A 23,330-nucleotide genomic window follows, 5' to 3' on the forward strand; every position below is an offset into this window, starting at 1 on the left:
TGCACGAACAGCCGCGGAGCCGGAAGGACGCATCGGACGATGGCACCACTCTCGCCCACGGTCGCGCGCTGGGAGCTCATGCTCCGAATCAAGCGCCGCCGCACCGAGTTCGACGTCACCGGTGCCGTGATCGCCAAAGAACTCGGCTTCACGCTGTCGTACTGGTCGAAGGTGGAGAAGGACCGGATCCTCGCCGAAGACAAGCTGCGAAAGCTGATGGACCTACTGGAATTCGACGCGGACGAGCGTGCGGAAATGCTGCGGCTGCGCGAAATCGCGAAGCGGCGCGGGTGGTGGTCGGAGTATGCCGGTCTGCTGTCGGACGAAGTGGCACGGCTTTACGGATTGGAATACGGGGCGCACAACATCCGGAGCTACACGAGCATCCTGATCCCCGGTTTGTTGCAGACAGAGGAGTACGCGCGGGCGGTGATCGCCGTCGATAGGGCGCGGATTCGGCAAGTCGAGATCGACCGCTGGGTCGAGGTGCGCATGCGGAGGCAGGAGCGGCTTACCGGAGCGGAGCCGGTGCAGCTGACCGCGATTGTCAACGAGGCCGCGCTGACGCAACGAACCGGTGGTGTCGACATCCTGAAAGGCCAGCTTCTGCATCTGCTCTCGGTTGCAGACAAGCGCTCCGACGCGGTCGACATCCGAGTCATACCATTCGACGCGCCAGGCGGTGCGTTGCTGACCGGTGCGTCGTTCCACCTGCTCGGTTTCGACAGCGCACTTCTACCTGACGTGGCGTGGACTGAGACACTGGTTCATCTCGGCGTGGTCGAGGACGGCGAGTCCGTCCGGCACCTTTCCACCATGTTCGGCAACGCCCTCGCCGAGCATGCGCTCCCGCGGATCGAGTCGATGGCGGTGATTGAACGCATTTTGGGCGCGCTGTAGCCTGATCGGCATGGGGAGTGCGACCAGTTGGTTCAAGTCATCGCATTCGAACGACAGCGTCGCCTGCGTCGAGGTGTGCTTCGATGGTGATCTAGTTCTGGTTCGCGACAGCAAGTTTCAAGGATCGCCGGACGCGTGGCCCGTACTGGCGTTCACTACCTCGCAGTGGTCTGCCTTCACATCGGCCGTCCGCGCCCAACTCACCTAGGTGTGCCGCAAGAAGATGTCGCGCGCGACCGGCTGGTTCACGTCGTCCCATTCCAAGGACAGTCAGACCTGCGTCGAGGTGTGCTTCGATGGCGACCGAGTACTGGTCCGTGACAGCAAGTTTCATGGCACGCCGGGCGCTCAGCCCGTCCTGGCATTCACACCCACCCAGTGGTCCGCATTCACATCGGCGATTCGATCCGCCGAACTTGCCTAGTCGAGCGACAACCGCAACCACTGTCGTCCTACTCCCAGCCGACTCTCAGCTTGACTACAAGCAACACTCAGCCGGACCGGGAAGAGTAGCCCCGTCGGTGCAACCAACCGACAGCACGACCGGTGGACAACTGCCCTGCTCCACCACCCGACCGGCCGGCGGCGCCGACTTCCCTCGCCCGCGCCGCCGGCCGCTCCCAGCGACGAGTGGCACATCACTGAGGCAAAACGCGAGAAGGTACCTCCGTGGTGTGCCACTCGCAGAGGTCTGCGCCGTGGCGGCGGAGGGCGTGGCGGACCACCACCCCCGACATCCTTCGCGAGTGGCACATGGCTGCGGCGAAACGCGAGAAGACCTCTCCGTGGTGTGCCACTCGCGGTGATCAGGCTAGGAGGTGGAGGAAGTGTTCGACTTCGGATTGGATGGCGGTGCGGGCGGGGGTGAGGTATTTGCGGGGGTCGGAGAGGGTGGGGTTGGTGGCGAGGGTGGTGCGGATAGTGGTGGTCATTTGGATGTTGAGGCGGGTGGCGATATTCACTTTGGTCATGCCGTGGGTGATGGCGGCGCGTAGGCCGTCGTCGGGGACGCCGGAGGAGCCGTGCAGTACGAGCGGGACCGGGACTTTTGCCGCGAGGCGGGCGATCAGTTCGTTGTCGAGCTCCGCGGTGCGGGTGTGCATGGCGTGTGAGGAGCCGACGGCTACCGCGAGGGCGTCGATGCCGGTGACGTCGACGAATTCGACGGCCTCGTCCGGGTCGGTGCGTGCGCCGGGGGCATGGGCGCCGTCTTTGCCGCCGACTTCGCCGAGTTCGGCTTCGATATGCACGCCGCGGTCGTGGCACCAGCGGGCGATGGCGGCGGTGGTGGCGAGGTTGTCGGCGTAGTCGAGGGTGGAGCCGTCGTACATGACCGAGCGGATACCGAGATCGACTGCGGCATATATCAATTCGACGGTCGTGGCATGGTCGAGGTGGACTGCGACAGACGCGCTGCTATCGGCGGCGATGCGCAGACAGGCGAGTGCGAGTGGGGCGATGCTTCCGTGGTAGATCGCCGTGTTCTCCGAAAGCTGCAAGACCGCTGGCCTTTTAGCGGATTCCGCTGCGGCGGCGATCGCCTCGGCGTGCTCCAGGGTGATCACGTTGAACGCGCCGAGCCCACCCGGACGGGCCGCTGCTATCAGATTCGGAACGGGGGTCAGCGGCATAGCGCATGTTTTCGTGCAGCGATTGTCATGGCGAAGTTTCCTGGTGTTTCGGTAAATCGAGCCGTTCGACTCGGACCGTGGGGGCGAGCCGGGTCCGCAGGCCGCGGTCGATCTCACCGGCCACCGGGATGACCACGGCGGCAGCCGAAGTCGCTACCGCGTCGGTGAGCAGGGCAGACCAGTCCGGGCTGGCGTCCGTGGAAAGGGCGGCGATCACCGCGGCCACCACAGAATCTCCTGCGCCGGTGGGGTTCCCGGCGAGGGGTTCGGGGAGTGCGGCCGACCACGCGCCGTCTGCGGTCACCGCGACCATTCCTTCCGCACCGCGGGTGGCGATCACGGCGCGCACACCCTGTTCGACGAGGGGGTATGCGGCGGTCACTATGGCGTCGGCGGTGTCGGGTTCGATACCGGTGAGACGATGCACTTCCCCGCGGTTCGGCGTGAGCACGATGCCCGGCACCTGGGCGGCCAGGCGCAACGCCTCGCCGTCGACGTCGACGATGGTCGGCACGTCGGCCGCGATGGCGGTGCGCGCGATCTCGGCGGGAAGCGAGGGTTCGATGCCGCCCGGCAACGAACCGGAGATGACCAGCCCCGCGATCTCGGGTAGCAGCCCGGCCACCCGGACGGCCAGTTGCTCGGCCGCATGGGGATTGGAGACGCGGGCGCCCGGTTCCCATAGCGCGGTGGCGGTGCCGTCCTCGGACTCGCTGATCACCACGGTGCGGCGCACCCAGGGCAGCGCGTGCACGAAGTCCACCGGCATCTCGAGTTCGGCGGCGGCCGCGAAAGCATGGTCGGAGAAACCGGTGGCCCTGGCGTATTTGCCGAGCTGATTCAGCACCCGGGTCACGTTGATGCCCTTGCCGCCGATGCGCTGCTCCACCGAGCGGACCCGGTGGGCCTGCCCGCGTTCGAAGCGTTCGACCCGGTAGGTCATGTCGTACGCGGGATTCATTGTCACGGTGAGGATCACGACAACCACTGTCCACGTCTGAGCACCCGGCGCAACTGGAGATTGTCACTGACTGTCAATATGTCGGCGAAGTAGCCGGGCCGCAGGTCACCGACGTCCGCGAGCCCCAGCGCGGTGGCCGGAGTGCAGGTGGCCGCCAGCACCGCGTCCCGCAATGGGACATCCGATTCGCGCACCGCTCGCGCCACACACTGCAACAGTGCGCTGACCCCACCCGCGATCGAGCCATTGGCGATTCGCGCCACCCCGTCGCGCACGGTGACCGACTGTGGGCCCAGCTGGTATTCGCCGTCCCCGAGCCCCGCCGCTTGCATGGCATCGGTCACCAGCGCGACCCGCCCCGGCGCGGAGGCGAACACCAGCGCGGCGAAGCCCGGATCGACGTGCACGCCGTCGCCGATCAGTTCCACGATCACGTCACCGGCGGCCGCGGCGACGAGAGCCGCGGCGACAGGACCCGCGTTGCGGTGATGCAGCGGTGGCATCCCGTTCGCAAGATGAGTGACGAGGCTGCCTGAACCGCAGGGGTGCAGTGCATTACGGAACGTTTCGTAGTCGGTGTCGCTGTGGCCCAGCGCGACCACTACACCGTGGTCGACCAATCGTCGTGCGGCATCCGCGTATCCGGGGCGCTCCGGCGCGAGCGTCATCGCGCGTAGCCACGCACCGCCCGCGCCCAACAGCTGATCGGTCAGGTCGAGATCCGGGTCACGCAGAAATCGGGGATCCTGTGCTCCGCATCGCGCCTCGGCCAGGAAAGGCCCCTCGACGTGGATGCCACCGAGCACGCCTTCCTCGGCCAGTTCGCGGAGTACGGCGGTCTGCGCCACCATCTCCGCGGCTGGTCCGGTGACCACGCTGGCCACCACCGTGGTGGAGCCGCTCGCGTGATGCGACTCAGCCGCCGCTCTTGCCTGCGCGGCGTCCACCGTGTCGAACCGATGCCCGAACCCGCCGTGATTGTGAATATCTACAAGCCCTGGCAGCAGGATTCCGGAAAATGGCGGCTCGGGTAAATCCAGGTGGACCGCCCGCCACTGCGCGAACGACCGCACCGCCGTGATCCGCTCCCCGGAAGTCATCACCACACCGTCATCGAGCGTGACACTCGCCGAAACGATGCGCCCACGAATCGTCAGCTCGGAGTGCTCTGTCATGCCAGTGCTCCCTCCCGTGCGAATCGTGCTGCGTCCGCGAGGCTCGTGTTTGTGCCGCGCTCGGTGGAGGCCGTAATGGGTGCGGAAACCGGGCGGAGTCGATTGGCGGGCGTGCGCGTCATGCCAGCGTTCCGTCCCGTGCGGAATACGGTGCCCGTTAGGCCCGCATGTGTGCCGCGCTTGGCGGACGCGATTCCGGGTTCGGGTTCCAGGCGGAGTTGATCGGTGAGCGTGCGCGTCATGCCGGTGTTTCCTGCCGTGCGAAATGCAGTGCACGCCATGCCCGCTTGTGTGCTGAATTCGGTGGAGGCGATTCTGGGTGCGGGTTCCGGGCGGAGTTGATCGGCGGGCGTGTGCGTCATGCCAACGTCCCCTTCCGTGCGAGGAGTGCTGCGCCCGCCAGACCTGCGCGGGCGCCGAATTCGCCGAGCGCGACTCGGGGTGTGGGGACCAGGCGGAGGCGGTCGGCCAGTGCTCGCTGCAGTGGCTCGGTGAGTGCCGCGCCGGCTCCGGCGAGTCCACCGCCGAGGACGATCACCTCGGGGCAGGCCGCGTGCACGATGCCTATCAGTCCGTCGGCGAGTGCGTCGATCGCGTCCTGGACCACGGCCGCGGCGTCGGGATCGGTGGGCATGCGCGCGAAAACATCGGCGGCACCAGCGATCTCGCGTCCTGTGCGACGGGTGTATGCCCGTGCGATCGCCGCGCCCGAGGCGATCGTCTCGACGCAGCCGGTATTGCCGCATGGGCAGGGCAATCCGTCGCGCCGTACCGGTATGTGCCCGTATTCGCCGACCTGTCCATAGCCGCTGCGCACCAGGCGACCGCCGACGGACAGCGTGCCGGAGACGCCGGTGCCGAGGATGACGACGCACACGTTCTCGTGGCCCTGTCCGGCGCCGTAACGCCCTTCCGCCCAACCCGCGACCGCGACATCGTGTTCGATCAGGGTAGGCATGCCCCAGCGCTTGGTGAAACGGTCGCCGACGTGCACGTCGCGCCAGCCGACGTTGCTGCTGAACACCGCGACGGATCGGCCGGTATCGACGATTCCGGGCAGCACCACCGCCGCACGGGCGACGCGGCCCCGGTCGGATTCCGGCAGCTCGGCCAGCAATCGCTCGCCCAGCTCTCCCATGGCATCGAAGGCGGCCGCGCCGCGCGGCGTAGCGACCGCGCCGACGGCCAGCGCCGTACCTCCGGCATCGGTGATCTCGCCTTTGATGGTGGTTCCACCGACATCCAACCCGAGCACAAGCGCGTCATCGGGAAATGGCGCGACAGAGCTCGTCATAGCTGCCGGGCTCTGCGTGGTTGCGGACTGCTCGGTTATGTCCGGTGCGGCGTCGCGGGGCGACTCGTTCGTGTGCGAACTGGGCTTGGTCCCGCCGGGGTGCGAGTGCATCATGTGCTGCTCGGCCGCGTCCGGGTCCGGTAGTGGTGTGGCCGATCGAGTCGCAGCCGCCGGGCCGCGCGTGGTCGCGGATTGCTCGGCGGTGTCCGGTGCGGCGGAGGGCCTCAACTCCTCCGTGTGCGAACTGTGCCCGGTCGCGCCGGAGCGCGAGCGCGTCCGGTGCGGCTCGACCGCGTCCGGCGCGGCGGCGGATCGTGCGAATTCTGTTGCGGCCGATCCGGGTCCGGCCGCGCCGGAGCGTGAGCGTGTGCTCGGCGGGCCGGCTACGTCCGGTGCGGCTGCGGAGCGGGTGAACTCCGCCCTGGGCGATCCGGATCTGGTCACGCCGATGTGCGTGGGAGCATCCGGCTGTTTGGTACCCATGTTCGGCACAGTAGTTCCTGGTAGCGCCCGTGCCGCCGCACACGCGGCAGGGATGGGAACGCCCGCGTCGGTCGGCGTGGGCTCTGGTGTGCGCAGGGCAAGTGTGGGCCGGAATCGGACAGGCGCGGTTGTTGCCTGTGCGGCGGCGTGGAGTGCGGCTGTCTCGAGCGCTGAGGTGGCTGTGATTCGACAGCATCGGACGGGAGCCATCGCCCGGCCCCCGGTCATGACTTCAGGACAACGGAGCGGTTGAGGCTGCGCGGGCGGTCGGGGTCGAGTCCCAGGTCGGCGGAGCGCAGTACGCACAGCCGGTGCACCCGGATCAGATCCGCCATCGGATCGATGTCGCGGTGTTCCAGGTGTGCGCCGGTGGCCCCGACATCCGCGGCGAAGTCCGGCTCCAGCGGCCCGAACGCCCAGACCGCGCGGCCCGGCGCGGAGATGCTGATCGGACCGTGGCGATATTCGGTCGCCAAGTACGCTTCGGTCCAGGACTGGCAGGACTCGCGCAGTTTGAGCGCCGCTTCGTCGGCGATGGCCGCCGCGAATCCCATGCCGACGAAACTGATCTGCTCCGCGGCGCGCACCGCGGCCAGGGACTCGGCGGGATCCTCGGCGAGCACCGCGCGGGCCTGGGCGATCACGGGTGTCAGGTTTTGGCCCAGGTGCCAGCGCAGGATGGCGAGGGTGGTCGTCGCGAAGCGGGTCTGCACCACCGACTGTTCGTCCACCCGCTCGATGAGGATCGGATCGCCGAGGTCGAGCACGGGTGTGCCGGGCGTGGAGCAGATCACCGCCCGCGGGATGTGCGCCGGGATGGCCCGCATCGCACGCACGACTTCGGTGGTGGTGCCGGACCGGCAGATCACCAGGTAGCGGTCGTAGTCGCGATCGCGGACCGCGCTGGCGGGCCACGCGTCGGTGACGCCGTGACCCGCGTCCTCGCGTAGGGCGGCGATCGCTCGGGACATGAAAAACGAAGTTCCGCAACCAATTACGGCCACGCGCTCACCCGGTTGGGGTAACACGGCGCGGTGGTCGGCGGCGACGGTCTCGGCATGCGCCCAGTCGTCCGGCTGGGTGGCTACCTCGGTGGCCAGGTACGGCGCGTGGGTGTGTTCGGCAGGCACACGAACAGCTTCACCCCGCGTGATCGTTCATGTCAAATTTACGCTCAAATCGGTCACATTTGATCACCATCCGGGCTAGATTGAGGTGCACGGACGGTGCGTCCCCCCATCATCGGTTCCTCCGTTGGCGCCGGGTGGGTAAATCTGAAAGGTTCTGCTCGTGAAAAGACCATTCCACCGCGTGCTTGCCGGAGTCGCGATGGTCACCGGCCTTGCGCTGGCCCTCTCGTCCTGCGGGTTCGGTTCGAAAGACGCCGCGGACTCCGACACCACGATCAACTTCCTCGCGCCCGCCTACAGCGACGGCGCGACCGGCACCAAGGCTCTGTGGGACGGCATCATCGCCGAGTTCCAGAGGCAGAACCCGGGGATCACCGTCAATCTGCAGATGGAGTCCTGGAATTCGATCAATGACGTGGTGCGCACGAAGCTCCAGTCCACGTCCACCACCCCGGACGTCCTCAATATCGACGCCTACGCCAGCTTCGCCGGCGACGGCATGCTCTACCCGGCGGCCGAGATCGTCTCCGCGCCGGTACTGGCCGATATCCAGCCGGGTTTCGCGCAGAACGCCGCGCTGAACGGCACCCAGTACGCATTGCCGCTGTTCGCCTCCACCCGCACGCTGTTCTACAACACGGAGCTGTTCGACAAGGCAGGCATCACCCGGCCGCCGAAGACCTGGGCCGAGCTGACCGACGCGGCCGAGAAGATCCAGGCACTCGGCGGCGGCGTCTCCGGGTACGGATTGCCATTGGGCAGCGAGGAGGCCCAGGGGGAGACCTCCATCTGGACGTTCGGCGCGGGCGGCGCCTGGGCGGACGGCGACCGGATCACCGTCGACACCCCGGAGAACCTGGAGGGCGTGCGGGCCATGCGCGACCTCATCGATGCGGGTGCGACGCAGCCCAATCCGGGCGCGACCGACCGCAAGGACGTGATCAACGCCTTCATTCAGGGCAAGATCGGCATGATCGAAGCGCTACCGCCCACCATCGGCCAGATCGCCGCGAAGAACCCGGGCCTGCGCTACGCGACCGCGCCGTCGCCGACCAAGACCGGCGGGCCGGTCACCCTCGGGGTCGCCGATCACCTGATGGCGTTCAAAAAGGACGGCAAGAAGACCGAGTCGATCAGGAAGTTCCTCGACTACTTCTACTCCGCCGCCGTGTACGCGAATTTCGTCAAGCACGAGGGCTTCATCCCGATCACGCACAGCGCCGCGGCCGCGCTCGCCGACGACCCGGTCACCAAGGCGTTCGCCGCCACGCTCCCGGTGGCGCGGTTCTATCCCAGCAACAACCCGAAATGGGCCGCGGCGCAGGGCGCCATCCGGCAGCAGATGGGCACCATCGCCCAGGGCGCGGACCCGGCGCAGGTGTTGCGGCGGATCCAGGAAGCCGCGAAGTAGCGTGCGGCGCAGAGGAATACTGGCGGCGCTGCCGTGGATCGGGCCGTCGCTGGTCTTGATCGCGGCCATCGTCGCCTTCCCGGCTTGCTACATGGTGTGGACCAGTACCAGGGACCTGAGCGCCTACGGTCAGGACCGCGGCAACGCCGGGCTGGCCAACTACCGGGCGCTGTTCGGGATCTCGGAACTCGGCTCGGTGCTTGTCCACACGGTGGTCTGGGTGGTCGGCGTGGTGCTGATCACGCTGCTGCTGTCCGCGGCGCTGGCCCAGTTCCTGAACAAGGACTTCCCGGGCCGCACGGCGGTGCGGATGGCGATCCTGGTGCCGTGGGCGGCGTCGGTGGTGATGACGACGACCATCTTCTACTACCTGCTCGATCCGGATGTCGGCATCGCCAACCGGTTCCTGGTCGACATCGGCCTGCTGGACCGGGGCTACGGCTTCACCAAGCAACCGACGCAGGCGTTCCTTGTGGCGATGGGCGTCGCGGTGTTCGTCTCGGTGCCGTTCACGACCTACACGATCCTGGCCGGACTGCAGTCGATTCCGGCGGAGATCGAGGAGGCGGGCCGGGTCGACGGGGCGAGCGCGTGGCAGCGCTACCGCTACCTCACGCTGCCGCAGCTGCGCCCGGCGATCGCGGTGGCGACCATCATCAACATCATCAACGTGTTCAACTCCCTGCCGATTCTGCAGGTGATCACCGGGAGCATCGCGGGCTTCTCCGCCGACACCACGACCACGCTGACCTTCAAGCTGATCAGGCAGAATCAGCAGGTCGACACGGCGGCGGCGATGAGCGTGCTGAACTTCGCGTTGATCGTGGTCGTCATCGCGATCTACGTGAAGGTGGTCCGCCCGACCCAGGAGGTCGACCGATGACGACGCGCACCGAGGTGGCGCGAATCGAGCAGGTTCCCGGCACACCGCAGCCCGTCGCGGTTCGTGCACGGGCGAAACGGAGGCGCTGGGAGCTCACCGCGATCGGGGTGGTGCTGGCCGCGGCGTTCCTGCTGCCGTTCGTCGTGATGGTGCTCGGCTCGCTGAAGAGCAGGGCCGAGATCCTGCGGATCCCGCCGACGTACCTGCCGGAGTCCTGGCACCCGGACAACTACGTGACCATGTGGGACACGCCGGAGACGCCGCTGCCGTTCAACCTGGCCAGCACGATCATCATCGCGGTCTGCGCCACCGCGCTGGTGTTGCTGGTCGCGATACCAGCGGGGTACTACACCGCCCGCCATCGCTTTCCGGGCCGCGGAGTGTTTCTCGGCCTGGTGCTGATCACCCAGATGTTGCAGCCCACCGTCCTGGTCACCGGATTGATCCGGGAGTTCTTCGCGCTCGGGATCAACGACACCTGGCTGGCGATGATCCTGGTGAACGCGGCGTTCAACCTGTCGTTCGCGGTGTGGATCCTGCACAGTTTCTTCGCGGCGATCCCGATCGAGATCGAGGAGGCCGCGTTGCTCGACGGGTTGAATCGATGGCAGACGCTGATCCGGGTGAGCCTGCCGCTGGTGTGGCCGGGCATCGTCACGGCGACGATCTTCGTCGTGGTGGCGTGCTGGAACGAGTTCGCCGCCAGCCTCGTCGTGCTGACCACGCCGGAGAACCAGCCGCTGTCGGTCGCGCTCACCAAGTTCGTCGGTCAGTACGACACGGCGTGGCAATACGTGTTCGCGATCTCCACCGTCGGCATCATTCCGGTGGTGCTGCTGTTCGCGGTGATCGAGAAGCGGTTGGTGGCGGGGCTCACAGCGGGCAGCGTCAAATAGCCGGGGCGTGGCCAGATCCCTTGCCGTCCATGGCCAGAACCTCCGCGGACGATCCCGAGGGATCGACGTTCGCGGCGCGGACCAGCGATTGCCACGCGGTAGCATCGAATGGTGACACGGCAAGATCACGGAGCCAAGGACGGTCGCCACTACGGCGGCCTGACCAAGGAACAACGGGTGGCCCAGCGGCAGACCCGGCTGATCGACGCCGCGCTCGAACTATTCGGCACCCAGGGGTACACGGCCACGTCCATCGAACGGCTCTGCGCCTTCGCCAATGTCTCCACGCGCAGTTTCTACGAGGACATGGGCAGCCGCGAGGCATTGCTCATCGCGCTGGCGAATCGCATCACCACGCAGGCCCTGGACCGCGCGCTCGCCGCGCTCGCGGAAACCGCGGACAAGCCCCTGGCCACCCGTGTCGTGGCGAGTTTCCGGGCGTATCTCGGAGTCACCTGCGCAGACCCTCGCCGAGCCCGAGTGTGCTACGTCGAGGTGGTCGGCGTGAGCACCGCGGTGGAGGAGTGGCGCAGGGAGCAGCGCCGCCTGCTGTCGAGGTTGCTGATCGGCGAGGCCGAACGCGCCATCGAGCGCGGCGAGACCGGGTCGCGGCGGCGTTTCGATCTGTTCGCTCTCGCCGTGATCGGCGCGGTCAATTCCCTTGCCCAGGAGCTGGTGCAGAGCACGGCGCCGGACGCGGCACTCGGACTCGACGAAATATGCGAGGAAATCGCCTATTTCGTGAATTCCGGCCTCGCGCTGACTTGAGCGGAATGCCTGTGGTCATATTGTGCGCGTGCTCACCGAAACAGCGGGTTTCTCGCACGACCGGGACGGTCTGAGATGACCGGACCGACCGACCGACCGCAACGGTGGAACCGGTTGCTGGAACTGCTCGCCGAATCCGGCCGGCTCTCGGTGGAGGAAGCCGCCGAGCGGCTCGGTGTGTCCGCAGCGACCGTGCGCCGCGATTTCACCGCACTCGCCGAACAGCAACTGGCGACCAGGACACACGGCGGCGTGGTGGCCACCGCCGTGGCCTACGACCTGCCCGCCCGCTACCGCCAGTCCGGCGGCGAAGCCAAGCAGCGCATCGCCGAACACACCGCCGCTCTGATCGATCCGCGCGCGGTGGTGGGGATGAACGGCGGCACCACCACCACCGCGGTCGCCAGGGCGCTGGCCGGACGGACCGACCTCGGACTGTCCGGCGACGAGCAGCTGACCATCGTCACCAACGCGCTGAACATCGCGGGCGAGATGGTGCTGCGGCCGCACGTGCGCACGATCGTGCTCGGCGGGGTGGCGCGGCGCGAGTCCTACGAGCTGCACGGACCGCTGGCCGAACGCTCCCTGGCCGAATTGCGGCTCGACGACCTCATCCTCGGCGTGAACGCGATCTCCGCCGAGGGCGGCGCCCAGTGCAGGCACATCGACGAGGCCGGGGTGACCACCGAGATGGTCCGCCGTTCCGGGCGGGTGCTGGTGGTGGCAACCGCGGACAAGCTGGAGCGCACGGCGCTGGCCCGCATCTGCGGCATCGAGCAGGTGCAGCTACTGGTGACCGACACCGACGCCGACCCCGCGGCGGTCGCGACCATCCGCGCGGCGGGCGTGCGGGTCGACGTGGTGTAGATCGCGGTCGCACAGTCGTTTCGACGGTGCCGGCCGGGTCGCTATCAGCGCGTCTGAACAGTCTGCGCGATCCACCTGTCCCAATAGTCCTCGTACCATTCCCGGAATTGCTGCCCGTACGGCATTTTGCTGTTGCTTCCGGTCTCGAAGCGATAGTGTGCGGCTATTCGCTGTACCGCCTCGTCGCGGGGGAACTCGCCATCGCGATATCTTTCGTATATCCTGAGATACTTTCCGGCGGCGCTATGGTTTATGTCCGGTCCGCCGTTTTGAAGTATCTGGTGCCGTACCGTGAGCTGTGACATCACGGCATGGCCTTCGTTCAGCAGCGACCGGTCCACATGATCGTCGACCCATCTCTTCCGGGTCCGGCCCATCGGCGGCGATGGCGCGTCGTTGTGCGGATTCCCCGGGTGGGCATGGTCGATTTCATGTGCGAGCGCATCGGCGGACGCCAAGGGGTTGTCTTTCATCTTGCTGTCGAGAACTATGGCCTTCTCGTCGTAGTCGGCGTATGTTCCGTCACCCCTTTTTCCGTAGCGTATGGACCACCCGTCCTGCTGCACGTCCTGGATCTTACGGATGAGGTCCTCGGACATTTCGGCGATTCTATCGACTTCACTGCCGAGCCCGGAGCGGACGGATGTCGAGTAACCAAGTCGCTGCAAGCTTTTCAGATATTCCGGTAGTTCCCGAAGTTGCCCGAAAGCGTTCCGTCCGGCGATATCGGTGTCAACCAATTCTGCAACGGAATCATTGATGTCCCTGCGGTAGCCGCGGTAATTGCTCGATATGCCATCCGCAGTTCTCGAGAAATCGCGGCGCAGACCGGTTGCCAGGTTCGTGAAGAGCTGGCGTAGCAGCCTCATTCGAGGCTGCCGGAGCTGGGGCGCCGAAATTGCGCACGGTTCTCGTGTACGGATACATCTCGCAGCAGCTTCGAGCGGGCATCAAATCTGAGGCGTATCGTTCTGGCCCCCTGCCCCAGGGTGAACGATACCGTTCCATCGGGGGGAATCCTCGGGTTGATCCGTGCGCTCTCGATCGGTAATTCGAACCGCGCCGCCATATCTGTTCGGGTAATTCGAACGTCCCTCGCGACGTACATGATGGCGAGGGAGCTCGACCTGGCTTCCGGCGCGAGCGGGCAGCGGAACACGATCGATGAGAACGGCTCGCCGTCCAGATGTGCTGCGAATTCGCGTGCATAGGGGTTGGTGCTGGATACCTCACGCAACTCCGCTCCGCAAGCTGTGGAGACCTGCTCTGGCGTGAACCAGTCGGGTGCAGCTAGTACATTGTCGGCAATCAGCCGGATCTCTTGGACGTCTTGCATTGTCATGCCAGATATTCCTCCGCAGGCCGGTACAGTGGCGCGGCGGTGGACCTCTCAGCAAGTGTGGCAAATTTGTGGCACTGCGGGTTTTCCCGCCAGTGGGAACATATCGAACGGTGATTCCGGAAGGTAGCCGTGGGGTTACCAATAGATGAATCTGGCGGCCCCGATTACTGATCGGCGACGGCGGTGGCAACTCGATCGCGCGGCGCGCCGGCGTCGGCGCCTCGGCGCAGGGTTCGCACCCAGACGAGGAAGCCCCACACGACGAAGCCCGCGTAGATCAGATACAGCGTCGCCGACGGGTAGTAGCCGGCCCGTACCAGTAGCGGGATTCCGACAAAGTCGACGGCGATCCAGATCAACCAGAATTCGGCCCAGCCGCGGGCCATGCCGTAGGTGGCCAGCGCCGAGCCGGTGAAGATCCACGCTTCCGCCCACGGGCCGAACGACCCGATCCAGCCGAAGAGTTGAGCGAAGCCCGCGGTGCCGAGCAGCATGGCGGCCGCGAGCAGCCATCGTTCGCGGGCGCTCGCCCAGCGCGGGGAGACACCGCGCTGCTCGCGACCGGTGTCCGCCGTCGCGCGGCGATACCAGCTCCACCACCCGTAGCCGCTCACCGCGATGAATATCAGCTGGCGTCCGGCCTGCCCCGCCATGTTCAGCTGCTGTGGTGTGTGGAAGATCGCACCGACGAACACCGTGAACAGCAGGGCGTTCCCGGCGATGCCGATCGGCCAGGCCCAGACCCGCCGCCGCATGCCGCCGATGGCGGAGGCCAAGCCGAAGCCGTTGCCGATCACCTCGCGCCAGAGGATCTCCGAGCCCGCGATGTGCAGCTTGGCGTCGAGCAGCGTGATGATCGGGTTCACCTGTCGTGCAACCAGTGGCGGGGCGCATCTCATCCGCATCCGATCGCCGCGATTCGAAATCCGCGCGGCGGCCGTCGTGCGCACCGTAACGATTGCGCAATCTGACGACGCCATTCGCAATATCCGCGCAACCGGGTGCTCCTAGGGTGACCGTCATGAGCACGGAAAGCAGTACCGCCGGGGGGACCGGAATTCATCTCAGTGGGTTGACCAAGACCTTCCGGGTAGGCCGGAAAACGGTGCAGGCGTTGGATTCCGTGGATCTGCACACCGAACAGGGCGCGTTCCTGTCGCTGCTGGGCCCCTCCGGCTGCGGCAAGTCGACGGTGCTGCGCATTCTCGCCGGTCTGGAGACGCCGACCGCGGGCCAGGCGTCGATCAACGGCGAGACGCCCGCCGAATTGCGCGGGCACCACGAGCTGGGCATCGCGTTCCAGGATTCGGCGCTGCTGCCGTGGCGGTCGGTGGAGTCGAACATCAAGCTGCCGCTGCAGGTCGCCGGGATGACGCCGGAGCCGGGTCAGATCGCCGAGCTGATCCGGCTGGTCGGGCTGGACGGCTTCGAGAAGGCCAAACCCGCGCAGCTGTCCGGCGGCATGCGCCAGCGGGTCTCGATCGCGCGGGCGCTTGTGGTGAAGCCGACCGTGCTGCTGCTGGACGAACCGTTCGGCGCGCTCGACGACATGACCAGGCAGCGGCTCAATCTGGAATTGCTGCGGATCTGGACCGAGAAACCGGCGACCACGTTGATGGTCACGCACGGCATCGCGGAGGCGGTGTTCCTGTCCGACGTGGTGGCCGTGATGAGCCCGCGGCCGGGCCGGGTGCTGGAGCTGGTCGAGATCGACCTGCCGCGCCCGCGGCTGCCGGAGATGATGCGCACACCGGAGTTCCACAAGCTGCACGACTACCTGTCCGAGCTGCTGTTCGGGAAGTTGGGAAAAGGAGGCTTGGCGTGAGCTGGCGCTGTCTTCGCCATCGCAAGCCGGGATGGCAGCGGGTGAGTACGCACATGCGGCCGGTGCGGCGGCATCCGCTCGCACAGTGCATTCGCCGAGCGGGAGGCGCGTCATGAAGCGCTACGGCGGTGTGCTCGGCGTGCTCGGGCTGGTCGCGGTGTGGTGGATTCTCGCCGCGTTCGAGGTCGCGGGCGGCACCATACCCAGCCCGTGGCTGGTGCTGCACACCATGTTCACCGACGGATGGGGCTTGTACGGACCCAATTTCCGGATCACCGCGCTCGGTGCGTTGCAAGGGTTCGTCTGGGGCAATGGGCTGGCCATCGCGCTGGCCGTCTTGATCGTGCTCGTTCCGCCGATCGAATCGCTGGCCACCCAGCTGGCGATCCTGAGCTACTGCACGCCGCTGCTCGCGCTCGGCCCGATCATTCTGGTCGTCTTCGGCGGGCGCACCCCGACCGTCTTTCTCGCCGCTATGTACTGCTTCTTCACCACGATGGTCGGCACCGTCGCCGGATTGCGCTCGGCCGACCGCACCAGCCTCGACCTGGTGCGCGCCTACGGCGGCGGACGCTGGCAACAGCTCTGCCGGGTCCAGGCGATCGCAGCGCTGCCGAGCACTTTCGCGGCCTTGAAGATCGCCGCGCCGTCCGCCGTCCTCGGCGCCATCATCGGCGAGTACCTCGGCGGCGTGGACAGCGGCATCGGAGTGGCGCTGACCGCCGCGCAGACCGCCTACAACGTGCCGCGCACCTGGGGCATGGCGCTGGCCGCCGCGGCCTTGGCCGGACTCGGCTACGCGCTGGTGGCGCTGGCCGCCCGGCTGGTCGCTCCGTGGACCGCCCAGGAGGCGCGATGAACCTGCTGCGCCGAATCGGGCGGTTCCTGTTCCCGCTGGCCACTTCGCTGCTGCTGATGCTGGTGATCTGGTACGTCTTCCTGAAGGCGTTTCCGCAGGTCGGTCCGCGAGTCGGCAAGACACCCGGCGATATCTGGGCCTATCTGGTGACCGCGCCCAACGCGGAGACCGCGCGTCAGGCCATCCTCGACGATCTGCAGATCACCCTGCGGGACGCGGCCATCGGGTTCGGCGCGGGCATGCTCGCCGCGCTGGTGGTCGCCGCGTTGTTCGTGTCGTTCGCCGCGGTCGAGCAGACCTTCCTTCCGGTGGCGATGCTGCTGCGCTCGGTGCCGCTGGTGGCGTTGACGCCGATCATCGTGCTGGTCTTCGGCCGCGGCCTGGCCGGGGTCGCCGTGCTCGCCGCGATCGTGGTGTTCTTCCCCGCCCTGGTGATGATCATGGCGGGACTGCGCAATGCGCCGCGGCAGGCGCTGGAGCTGGTGGTCGCCTACGGCGGATCCCGGTGGACCGGGTTGCGCATGGTCGCCGTGCCTGCGGCGCTGCCCTCGGTGTTCGCCGCCGCGCGGATCTCGGTGCCCGGCGCGCTGATCGGCGCGCTGCTGGGCGAATGGCTCGGCAGCGGGACCGGGCTCGGCGCCAGCTTGATCCGGGCCATCCCGACCTTCCAGTACAGCAAGCTGTGGGCCTCGATCGTCATCGTCACACTGGTCTCGGTGGTGCTGTACGCCATCGTCGGTGTCATCGAGAACCTGGTGCTCGCCCGCTTCGGGCCGGAGGCGGGACGATACTGACCGCGCGGTCGGCCGGCGAAATCCGCGCGAATTCAGGCCCGGAACGTCAAAGTAAAGAATTTGAAACGCGCTGCACCTAGATTCGGCCCATGACACCCGTGCAGCGCTCCACGTTCGGGCACCTGAACCGACGTACCTTTCTCCGTTACTCCTCGCTCACCGCGGCCGTGCTCGGCGGCTCGGCGGCCATTGCCGCCTGCGGTGGTGAGACGAGCGACACCTCGGGCGGCTCGACCCCGGACGGCTCGAAGTACGGCAAGGTCGCGGTGCAGCTGTCCTGGCTGAAGAACATCGAATTCGCGGGCGAGTACTTCGCCGACGCCAGAGGCTATTTCAAGGAAGCCGGTTTCGGTGCGGTCGATCTCATCGCGGGCGGCGCGGCGAGCACGTCGGTGGAAGCGGGATTGGACACCGGGAAGGTGTGGCTCGGACTGTCGGCGCCGCAGACCACCGCGCCGGCGATCCTGGAGGGCCTGCCCGCGAAGATCGTCGCGACCACCTACCAGAAGAACCCGTTCGCGATCGTCAGTTCCGCGGCCAAGCCGATCCGGACGCCGGGGGACATGAAGGGCCGCAAGATCGGCGTGCAGGACACCAACCAGCTGATCTTCAACGCATTGCTCACCGCCAACGGGATGAAGCCGAGCGACGTCACCGTCGTGCCCGCGCAATTCGATCCGACTCCGCTGGCCAACGGTGAAGTCGACGGATGGGTCAGCTATGTGACCAACGAACCGATCACACTGGCGGCCAAAGGATTCCAGAACACGCATTTCCTGTTCGCCGACTTCAACCTGCCGTTGGTCGCCGAGACTCTGACCGTCGCGCAGTCCACCATCGACAAAGAACGCGACAAGCTGAAGGCGTTCTTGGCCGCCGAGATCAAGGGCTGGAAGGACGCGGTGGCGAATCCGGCGGAGTCGGCCCGGCTCGCGGTCGAGGTGTACGGCAAGGATCAGAAGCTCGATCTGGCCGAGCAGACGCAAGAGGCCATAGCGCAGAATGATTTGGTGGTCTCACCGGACACGGCCGCCAATGGTCTGCTCACGATGAGCGACGCGCTGATCGAGCAGAATATCGCCGCGCTGCGCACCGCCAAGATCGATATCAAGGCCCAGCAGTTGTTCGACCTGTCCGTGCTGCGCGAGGTGTATGCCGAGAATCCGGGACTGAAATAGGTAACTAGATGCCGAGCCCCACAGCGGTTTTCGGAGTGATCGGGATTTCACCGCTGTAGGGGTCTAACGGTCGCGCCGGTTGCGCCGCGCGTACGGCAAGAAGTTCGGCCGCGATCGAGACCGCGACTTCGGGGGCCGTGCGCGCTCCGATGTCGAAGCCCGCGGGCGAATGTAGTCGGGCGAGGGTATGGTCGCCGAAACCGCCTGCTCTGAGGTCCTCGATACGCCGGATGTGTACCTGGCGTGAACCCATGGCGCCGAGGTACCCCAGCTCGGGTAGTCGGAGCGCCACGGTGAGCAGCGGGATTTCGAACGCGGGATCGTGCGCGAGCACGACGATGGCTGTGCTGCTGTCGATCTCACCGGCCGAGGAGAGGGCGTTGAGGTAGCGGTGTGGCCAGTCGACCACGACCTCGGCGCCCGGAAATGATTCCGGCGTAGCGAAATTGGGGCGTGAGTCGCAGATCGTCACCCGGTAGCCGAGCAGCTTGGCCTGCACGGTGAGGGCGGCGGCGAAGGAATTGGCGCCGAAGATGATCAGGCGCGGGGGTGGAGCGAACGAGGCGACGAATACGTCGGAATCCGGCAGTGCGAGCAGTTCGGTCGGGTGTCTTCGGTCGGTGATCAGGTGCTGGCCGATCAGGTCGGCGTCGGAGTTCCACACGACGGTGAAGACGGTGACCCTGCGGTGCGCCGCGATCTCCGCGGCCACGTCGGGGAACTCCGGGAAGTGTCTCCGGGAGAACGGCTCGGTGAAGACGTCCATCATCCCCTCGCCGGTCGAACCCGCCTCGAAGCCGCCGGCCACCCCGAAGCGGTGCAGCGCACGCCGGCCGGTGCGCGCGGCTTGGAGCACCGCCTCGTACGCGATGTCCTCCAGCCCGCCCGCGGCGACCGATCCGTACACGCCGCCGTCCGGGTCGACCAGCATCGCGGAGCCCACCGGTAACGGGGCCGATCCCACCGTGCGCACGATGGTGGCCAGCCCTCCGGTCCGGCCCGAGTGCCACACCCGCAACAGGTCGTCGATGATGTCCCGCATCAGCTAGCTCCGATCACCGTGCGGTCGTGGCCGGAAAGTCACGATCGATCCCCGTCGCCAAATCGTCGCACGTGACGCACACCATATCGTTTCTGCCGGTCAAATAGGTACGAGCTCCGGAATCTCCGGCCGCGGCTCCACAAACCCCGTTCCAATGCTTGTGCGTCATAACAACTGGGTGCCCAGGTGTGTCGTGGAACACAGCTCGCGCGAGGCCGCTGGGCGCCGCCACCGCGGCGGCGAGGACCCGGGCGACTACCTCGGCGCCGACGTCGGGGGTGTCGACCGGCATGATCGCGGCGTAACGCGCGGGGGTGCGAGCTGCGGCGATCAGACCTGCGCGGAGTGCGGCGCTGAGCCCGGTGGCCCAGTCGGCGGCCCACACGTGCTGCACGCCCGGCGGCAGATCGATGATCTGCGGCGTGGGGCCGGTCGCTCCGAGCACGACGATCACCGGATCGCAGCCGCCATCGCGCAGCGCGGCCACCGTCGCGCGCAGCCATGCGCCGCCCTCTGCGAGGACTTTGGGCCGCCCGTAGCGTGTTCCCGCACCGGCGGCGAGAACGACGCCCGCGACAGCCGGGCGGTCCTGATCAGCCATGGTTATGACGGTAATACCGGGCGGTCTGCGCCGCACGACGTAAAACCACTGCTCAGGCCGCGTTCACCTGCGCGACACGCCGAGGGTGATCTCCCGTTTCCGGTGGCGGCCCGCGTGGTCGTATTCGATGCTGTTCGGATGACGGATCAGCGACCTGGACTCGCGGCCTTCGACGCGCTGTCCGACGCCGCCGCCTACGACGCGGTGCTCGGCTGCTGCTCGTCGCCGGGCTTCGCGCGGTCGCTGGTCGAGGGCCGTCCGTACCCGAGTGTCGAGGCGCTGCTCGGCGCCGCCGACGCGGTGCTGGAGCGATTGCCGGACGCCGAGCTCGACTCGGCGCTCGCTGGTCACCCCCGGATCGGGGAGCGACCGCGTTCGGCGGCATCGGCGCGGGAGCAGGCCGGGGTGGCGGGTGCGGCGGACGCGGTCCGCACGGCGCTCGCCGAAGGCAATCGCGCCTACGAGGCACGGTTCGGGCACATCTACCTGGTGTGCGCGAGCGGTAAGTCGGCCGAGGAGCTGCTCGCGCTGCTCACCGCCCGGCTGCGTAATGATCCCGAGACCGAAAGGCGAGTCGTGCGAACAGAACTGGCGAAGATCAACCGCATACGGCTGCGGGCGCTGCTGGCGGAGTGGTCATGACGGAGCCGAGCGGCAGCGAGGTGCCGTCATGAGCACTTTGAGCACCCATGTGCTGGACGCGGTGCGTGGCATACCGGCTGTGGGCGTCACGGTGGCGCTGTATCGACAAGCGCGGCAGCTCGATTCGGGGGAAACCGACGCGGATGGCCGGATACGGGCGTTGGGCGAAGCGCTCGAACCGGGAACCTATCGTCTGGTGTTCGACACCGGCGCCTATTTCGCGGGCCAGGAGGTCGAAACCTTCTATCCCGAGGTCGTCGTCGCGTTCGCGGTCACCGAGGAACGGCACTACCACGTCCCATTGTTGTTGTCGCCGTTCGCCTTTTCCACCTACCGAGGGAGCTGAGCCGAGCATGGAACTGACCGGGCCGATCGTGCTGTCGGACCACCGATACGGCAAGGCGGAGAATCGGATCGTCCGGATCTACCGGGAGACCGTGCGGCACGAGATCCGTGACGTGAACGTCTCCACGGTGCTGCGCGGCGATTTCGCCGACGCGTACGTCACGGGTGACCAGGCGAAGGTACTGCCCACCGATACGCAGAAGCAGACCGCCTACGCCTTCGCGAAGCAGCCGGGTCTGCGCACGATCGAGGACTACGCGCTGGCGCTGGCCGACCACTTCGTCACCGAGATCGAACCGGTGACCAGCGCGCGCGTGGAGGTCGACGAATACGCCTGGCAGCGGGTCCCGGTCGGCGGGGTCGAGCACGATCACACCTGGGTGCGCCAAGGGGCCGAGGTACGCACGGCGGCGGTCACCGTGGCCGGTGCAGGCGCGGATCGGCGGGCCTGGGTGGTGGGCGGAGTGAAGGACCTGACCATCCTGAAGTCGACCGGGTCGGAGTTCGCGGGTTTCCTGACCGACGACTTCACCGTGCTCGCGCCGACCGAAGACCGGCTGCTGGCCACCTCGCTGGTCGCCGAGTGGCGCTTCGCCGGCACCGGCGGCGTCGACTGGGACGAGGTCTACGCGGGAGTGCGGGCGCGGTTGGTGGAGACCTTCGCGACGCTGCACTCGAAAGCGCTCCAGCAGACGCTGTTCGAGATGGGCAAAGCCGCGCTGGCCGCGTACCCGGTGCTGGCCGAGATCCGGCTCGCCGCGCCGAACAAGCACCATTTCGACTACGACCTGGCTCGTTTCGGCATCGAGAACCGCGGCGAGGTCTATCACGCCGACGACCGCCCCTACGGACTCATCCACGCCACCGTGGCGCGTGCCGACGCACCGGAAGCGGGTCTCGCGTGGACGAGGTGACCGTCATTGCCGGCTGTGCCATCGCGACCGTCGACGATCGCCGCACCGAGTACTCGCGTGGCTACGTCGTCGTGCGCGGCAACCGGATCGAGGCGGTCGGGGAGGGCGACGCGCCGGAAGTCGACGCGGGCGCGCGGCGCATCGATGGCCGCGGCTGCCTGCTGACTCCCGGCTTGGTGAACACCCATCATCACCTCTACCAGTGGATCACCCGCGGCTTGGCCACCGATCACACGCTGTTCGAGTGGCTCACCACGCTCTACCCCGTCTGGGCGGGCATCGACGAGGACGCGGTGCGCGTCGCCGCCACGGGTGCGCTGGCCGCGCTCGTCCGCACCGGATGTACCACCACCACCGATCACCACTACTTGTTCCCGCGCGAGGGTGGTGACCTGCTCGGGGCGGAGATCACCGCGGCGGCTGAGGTGGGCCTGCGGTTCCATCCCTGCCGCGGTTCGATGGATCTGGGGGTGAGTGCGGGCGGGTTGCCGCCCGACGAGGTCGTGGAGAGCCTGGACGACATCCTCGCCGCGAGTGCGGCGGCCGTCGAGCGCTGGCATGACCCCTCGTACGACTCGATGCTGCGGATCGCGCTGGCACCGTGCTCGCCGTTCTCGGTCACGCCGGAACTGCTGCGCGAGTCGGCGGCGCTGGCCCGCACCGCCGGAGTCCGGTTGCACACCCATCTCGCCGAGACGATCGAAGAACAGGACTACTGCGCACAGACTTTCGGTTGCACGCCCGCGCAGTACCTGGAGCGGCTCGGCTGGCTCGGCCCGGACGTCTGGTACGCGCACGCCGTCCATCTCGACGACGACGCGATCGAGGCCATGGCGCGAACCGGCACCGGCGTCGCGCATTGCCCCACCTCGAACGCGCGGCTCGGCGCCGGTGTCGCGCGCACGGCCGACCTGGTGCGCGCGGGCGTCCCGGTCGGGCTCGGCGTCGACGGCGCGGCGAGCAATGAGTCCGGCTCGATGATCGAGGAGCCCAGGCACGCGCTGCTATGGGCTCGCAACCGAGGCGGCCCCCGCGCGATGACGGTACGCACGGCGTTGGAACTGGCCACCATCGGCGGCGCGCGAGTGCTGGGCCGCGCCGCCGAGATCGGCTCGATCGAAGTGGGCAAACTGGCGGATCTGGCACTGTGGCGCCTGGACACCGCCGCGCACGCCGGAATCGATGATCCGGTGACCGCGCTGGTGCTCGGCGCACCGCCACCGCTGGCCGCGCTACTGGTGAACGGACGCGAGGTAGTGCGCGACGGAGAGGTCCGCACGGTCGCCACGGACGTGGTCGCCACGGAGGTGGCCCGCGCACAGGCGGCGTTGCTCGCGAAAGCGAGATGAGCGGACGGCTCCGAAGTGGTCGGTCGTGGCGCTACGAGCT

26 protein-coding genes are annotated in these 23,330 nt (G+C 67.4%); 16 read left to right on the plus strand and 10 right to left on the minus strand.

Annotation, left to right across the window (positions count from 1 at the left end; all coding sequences use genetic code 11):
* Window positions 1-39: 39 nt before the first annotated feature.
* Genes IU459_RS10130 through IU459_RS10140 form a run of 3 tightly spaced genes read left to right on the plus strand, consistent with a single transcriptional unit; the run spans window position 40 to window position 1,324 of the window.
* Window positions 40-900 carry a helix-turn-helix domain-containing protein gene (locus IU459_RS10130; RefSeq protein WP_195129226.1) on the plus strand — a complete coding sequence of 287 codons (861 nt, stop codon included), beginning with the start codon at window positions 40-42 and terminating at the stop codon, window positions 898-900.
* 10 nt (window positions 901-910) lie between these two features.
* Window positions 911-1,108 carry a DUF397 domain-containing protein gene (locus IU459_RS10135; protein WP_195129227.1) on the plus strand — a complete coding sequence of 66 codons (198 nt, stop codon included), beginning with the start codon at window positions 911-913 and terminating at the stop codon, window positions 1,106-1,108.
* Window positions 1,109-1,123: 15 nt separating this feature from the next.
* Complete coding sequence (locus tag IU459_RS10140; RefSeq protein ID WP_195129228.1) at window positions 1,124-1,324, plus strand: DUF397 domain-containing protein; 201 nt, start codon at window positions 1,124-1,126, stop codon at window positions 1,322-1,324.
* Window positions 1,325-1,706: 382 nt separating this feature from the next.
* On the opposite strand, the gene IU459_RS10145 is transcribed toward IU459_RS10140, so the two are convergent.
* The 5 genes from IU459_RS10145 to IU459_RS10165 all read right to left on the minus strand — a co-directional run bounded on the left by IU459_RS10145 (window position 1,707) and on the right by IU459_RS10165 (window position 7,574).
* Entirely contained in the window at window positions 1,707-2,531 is an 825-nt protein-coding gene (locus IU459_RS10145; protein ID WP_195129229.1) for a class II fructose-bisphosphate aldolase, read from the minus strand.
* Between the two features lie 25 nt (window positions 2,532-2,556).
* Complete coding sequence (locus IU459_RS10150) at window positions 2,557-3,510, minus strand: hexose kinase (protein WP_324198816.1); 954 nt, start codon at window positions 3,508-3,510, stop codon at window positions 2,557-2,559.
* Window positions 3,507-4,667 (minus strand): N-acetylglucosamine-6-phosphate deacetylase, encoded by a 1,161-nt coding sequence (locus tag IU459_RS10155; RefSeq protein ID WP_195129230.1) that lies wholly within the window; start codon window positions 4,665-4,667, stop codon window positions 3,507-3,509. Before IU459_RS10155 ends, IU459_RS10150 begins: the two co-directional genes overlap by 4 nt.
* Before the next feature lie 358 nt (window positions 4,668-5,025).
* Entirely contained in the window at window positions 5,026-6,444 is a 1,419-nt protein-coding gene (locus IU459_RS10160) for an ROK family protein (RefSeq protein WP_228837678.1), read from the minus strand.
* Window positions 6,445-6,668: 224 nt separating this feature from the next.
* Window positions 6,669-7,574, minus strand: coding sequence for an SIS domain-containing protein (locus IU459_RS10165; protein WP_324198817.1), 906 nt, complete (start codon window positions 7,572-7,574; stop codon window positions 6,669-6,671).
* 160 nt (window positions 7,575-7,734) lie between these two features.
* Here IU459_RS10165 and IU459_RS10170 point away from each other — a divergent pair, with 160 nt between their 5' ends.
* From IU459_RS10170 to IU459_RS10190, 5 genes are all read left to right on the plus strand, one after another.
* On the plus strand, window positions 7,735-8,985 hold the full coding sequence (locus tag IU459_RS10170; protein WP_324198818.1) for an extracellular solute-binding protein: 1,251 nt from the start codon (window positions 7,735-7,737) through the stop codon (window positions 8,983-8,985).
* A 1-nt stretch (window position 8,986) separates the two neighbouring features.
* Entirely contained in the window at window positions 8,987-9,868 is an 882-nt protein-coding gene (locus IU459_RS10175; protein ID WP_195129231.1) for a carbohydrate ABC transporter permease, read from the plus strand.
* A complete protein-coding gene (locus tag IU459_RS10180) occupies window positions 9,865-10,764 on the plus strand; it encodes a carbohydrate ABC transporter permease (protein WP_195129232.1) in 900 nt (299 codons plus the stop codon). Before IU459_RS10175 ends, IU459_RS10180 begins: the two co-directional genes overlap by 4 nt.
* Before the next feature lie 111 nt (window positions 10,765-10,875).
* Window positions 10,876-11,532 (plus strand): TetR/AcrR family transcriptional regulator, encoded by a 657-nt coding sequence (locus IU459_RS10185; protein WP_195129233.1) that lies wholly within the window; start codon window positions 10,876-10,878, stop codon window positions 11,530-11,532.
* 75 nt (window positions 11,533-11,607) lie between these two features.
* Entirely contained in the window at window positions 11,608-12,399 is a 792-nt protein-coding gene (locus tag IU459_RS10190; RefSeq protein WP_195129234.1) for a DeoR/GlpR family DNA-binding transcription regulator, read from the plus strand.
* A 44-nt stretch (window positions 12,400-12,443) separates the two neighbouring features.
* On the opposite strand, the gene IU459_RS10195 is transcribed toward IU459_RS10190, so the two are convergent.
* From IU459_RS10195 to IU459_RS10205, 3 genes are all read right to left on the minus strand, one after another.
* Entirely contained in the window at window positions 12,444-13,268 is an 825-nt protein-coding gene (locus IU459_RS10195) for a hypothetical protein (RefSeq protein WP_195129235.1), read from the minus strand.
* Complete coding sequence (locus IU459_RS10200) at window positions 13,265-13,741, minus strand: hypothetical protein (protein WP_195129236.1); 477 nt, start codon at window positions 13,739-13,741, stop codon at window positions 13,265-13,267. Before IU459_RS10200 ends, IU459_RS10195 begins: the two co-directional genes overlap by 4 nt.
* 164 nt (window positions 13,742-13,905) lie before the next feature.
* Window positions 13,906-14,607, minus strand: a complete 702-nt coding sequence (locus IU459_RS10205) for a nicotinamide mononucleotide transporter family protein (RefSeq protein WP_195129237.1) — start codon at window positions 14,605-14,607, stop codon at window positions 13,906-13,908.
* A gap of 155 nt (window positions 14,608-14,762) precedes the next feature.
* On the opposite strand from IU459_RS10205, the gene IU459_RS10210 reads away from it, so the two are divergent.
* The 4 genes from IU459_RS10210 (at window position 14,763) to IU459_RS10225 (ending at window position 18,397) form a co-directional block, all read left to right on the plus strand.
* On the plus strand, window positions 14,763-15,566 hold the full coding sequence (locus tag IU459_RS10210; protein ID WP_195129238.1) for an ABC transporter ATP-binding protein: 804 nt from the start codon (window positions 14,763-14,765) through the stop codon (window positions 15,564-15,566).
* Window positions 15,567-15,678: 112 nt separating this feature from the next.
* On the plus strand, window positions 15,679-16,425 hold the full coding sequence (locus IU459_RS10215) for an ABC transporter permease (protein WP_195129239.1): 747 nt from the start codon (window positions 15,679-15,681) through the stop codon (window positions 16,423-16,425).
* Window positions 16,422-17,219: an ABC transporter permease gene (locus IU459_RS10220; protein ID WP_195129240.1), complete on the plus strand. Its 798-nt coding sequence runs from the start codon at window positions 16,422-16,424 to the stop codon at window positions 17,217-17,219. The genes IU459_RS10215 and IU459_RS10220 overlap by 4 nt, the downstream gene beginning before the upstream one ends.
* An 89-nt stretch (window positions 17,220-17,308) precedes the next feature.
* Entirely contained in the window at window positions 17,309-18,397 is a 1,089-nt protein-coding gene (locus tag IU459_RS10225) for an ABC transporter substrate-binding protein (protein WP_195129241.1), read from the plus strand.
* A 4-nt stretch (window positions 18,398-18,401) separates the two neighbouring features.
* On the opposite strand, the gene IU459_RS10230 is transcribed toward IU459_RS10225, so the two are convergent.
* On the minus strand, window positions 18,402-19,439 hold the full coding sequence (locus IU459_RS10230) for an XdhC family protein (protein WP_195129242.1): 1,038 nt from the start codon (window positions 19,437-19,439) through the stop codon (window positions 18,402-18,404).
* A 13-nt stretch (window positions 19,440-19,452) separates the two neighbouring features.
* Window positions 19,453-20,040: a nucleotidyltransferase family protein gene (locus IU459_RS10235; RefSeq protein ID WP_195129243.1), complete on the minus strand. Its 588-nt coding sequence runs from the start codon at window positions 20,038-20,040 to the stop codon at window positions 19,453-19,455.
* A gap of 138 nt (window positions 20,041-20,178) precedes the next feature.
* Between IU459_RS10235 and uraD the strand changes: the two genes are divergently transcribed.
* The 4 genes from uraD to IU459_RS10255 are packed head-to-tail and all read left to right on the plus strand — an operon-like array spanning window position 20,179 to window position 23,290.
* A complete protein-coding gene (gene uraD / locus IU459_RS10240; protein ID WP_195129244.1) occupies window positions 20,179-20,682 on the plus strand; it encodes a 2-oxo-4-hydroxy-4-carboxy-5-ureidoimidazoline decarboxylase in 504 nt (167 codons plus the stop codon).
* Window positions 20,683-20,710: 28 nt separating this feature from the next.
* Window positions 20,711-21,028, plus strand: coding sequence for a hydroxyisourate hydrolase (uraH, locus tag IU459_RS10245; RefSeq protein ID WP_195129245.1), 318 nt, complete (start codon window positions 20,711-20,713; stop codon window positions 21,026-21,028).
* A 7-nt stretch (window positions 21,029-21,035) separates the two neighbouring features.
* Window positions 21,036-21,941: a factor-independent urate hydroxylase gene (gene pucL, locus IU459_RS10250; protein ID WP_195129246.1), complete on the plus strand. Its 906-nt coding sequence runs from the start codon at window positions 21,036-21,038 to the stop codon at window positions 21,939-21,941.
* Entirely contained in the window at window positions 21,938-23,290 is a 1,353-nt protein-coding gene (locus IU459_RS10255; RefSeq protein WP_440446476.1) for an 8-oxoguanine deaminase, read from the plus strand. Before pucL ends, IU459_RS10255 begins: the two co-directional genes overlap by 4 nt.
* Window positions 23,291-23,330: the final 40 nt, after the last annotated feature.

It is taken from the genome of Nocardia amamiensis (assembly GCF_015477605.1).
Lineage (GTDB): Bacteria > Actinomycetota > Actinomycetes > Mycobacteriales > Mycobacteriaceae > Nocardia > Nocardia amamiensis_A.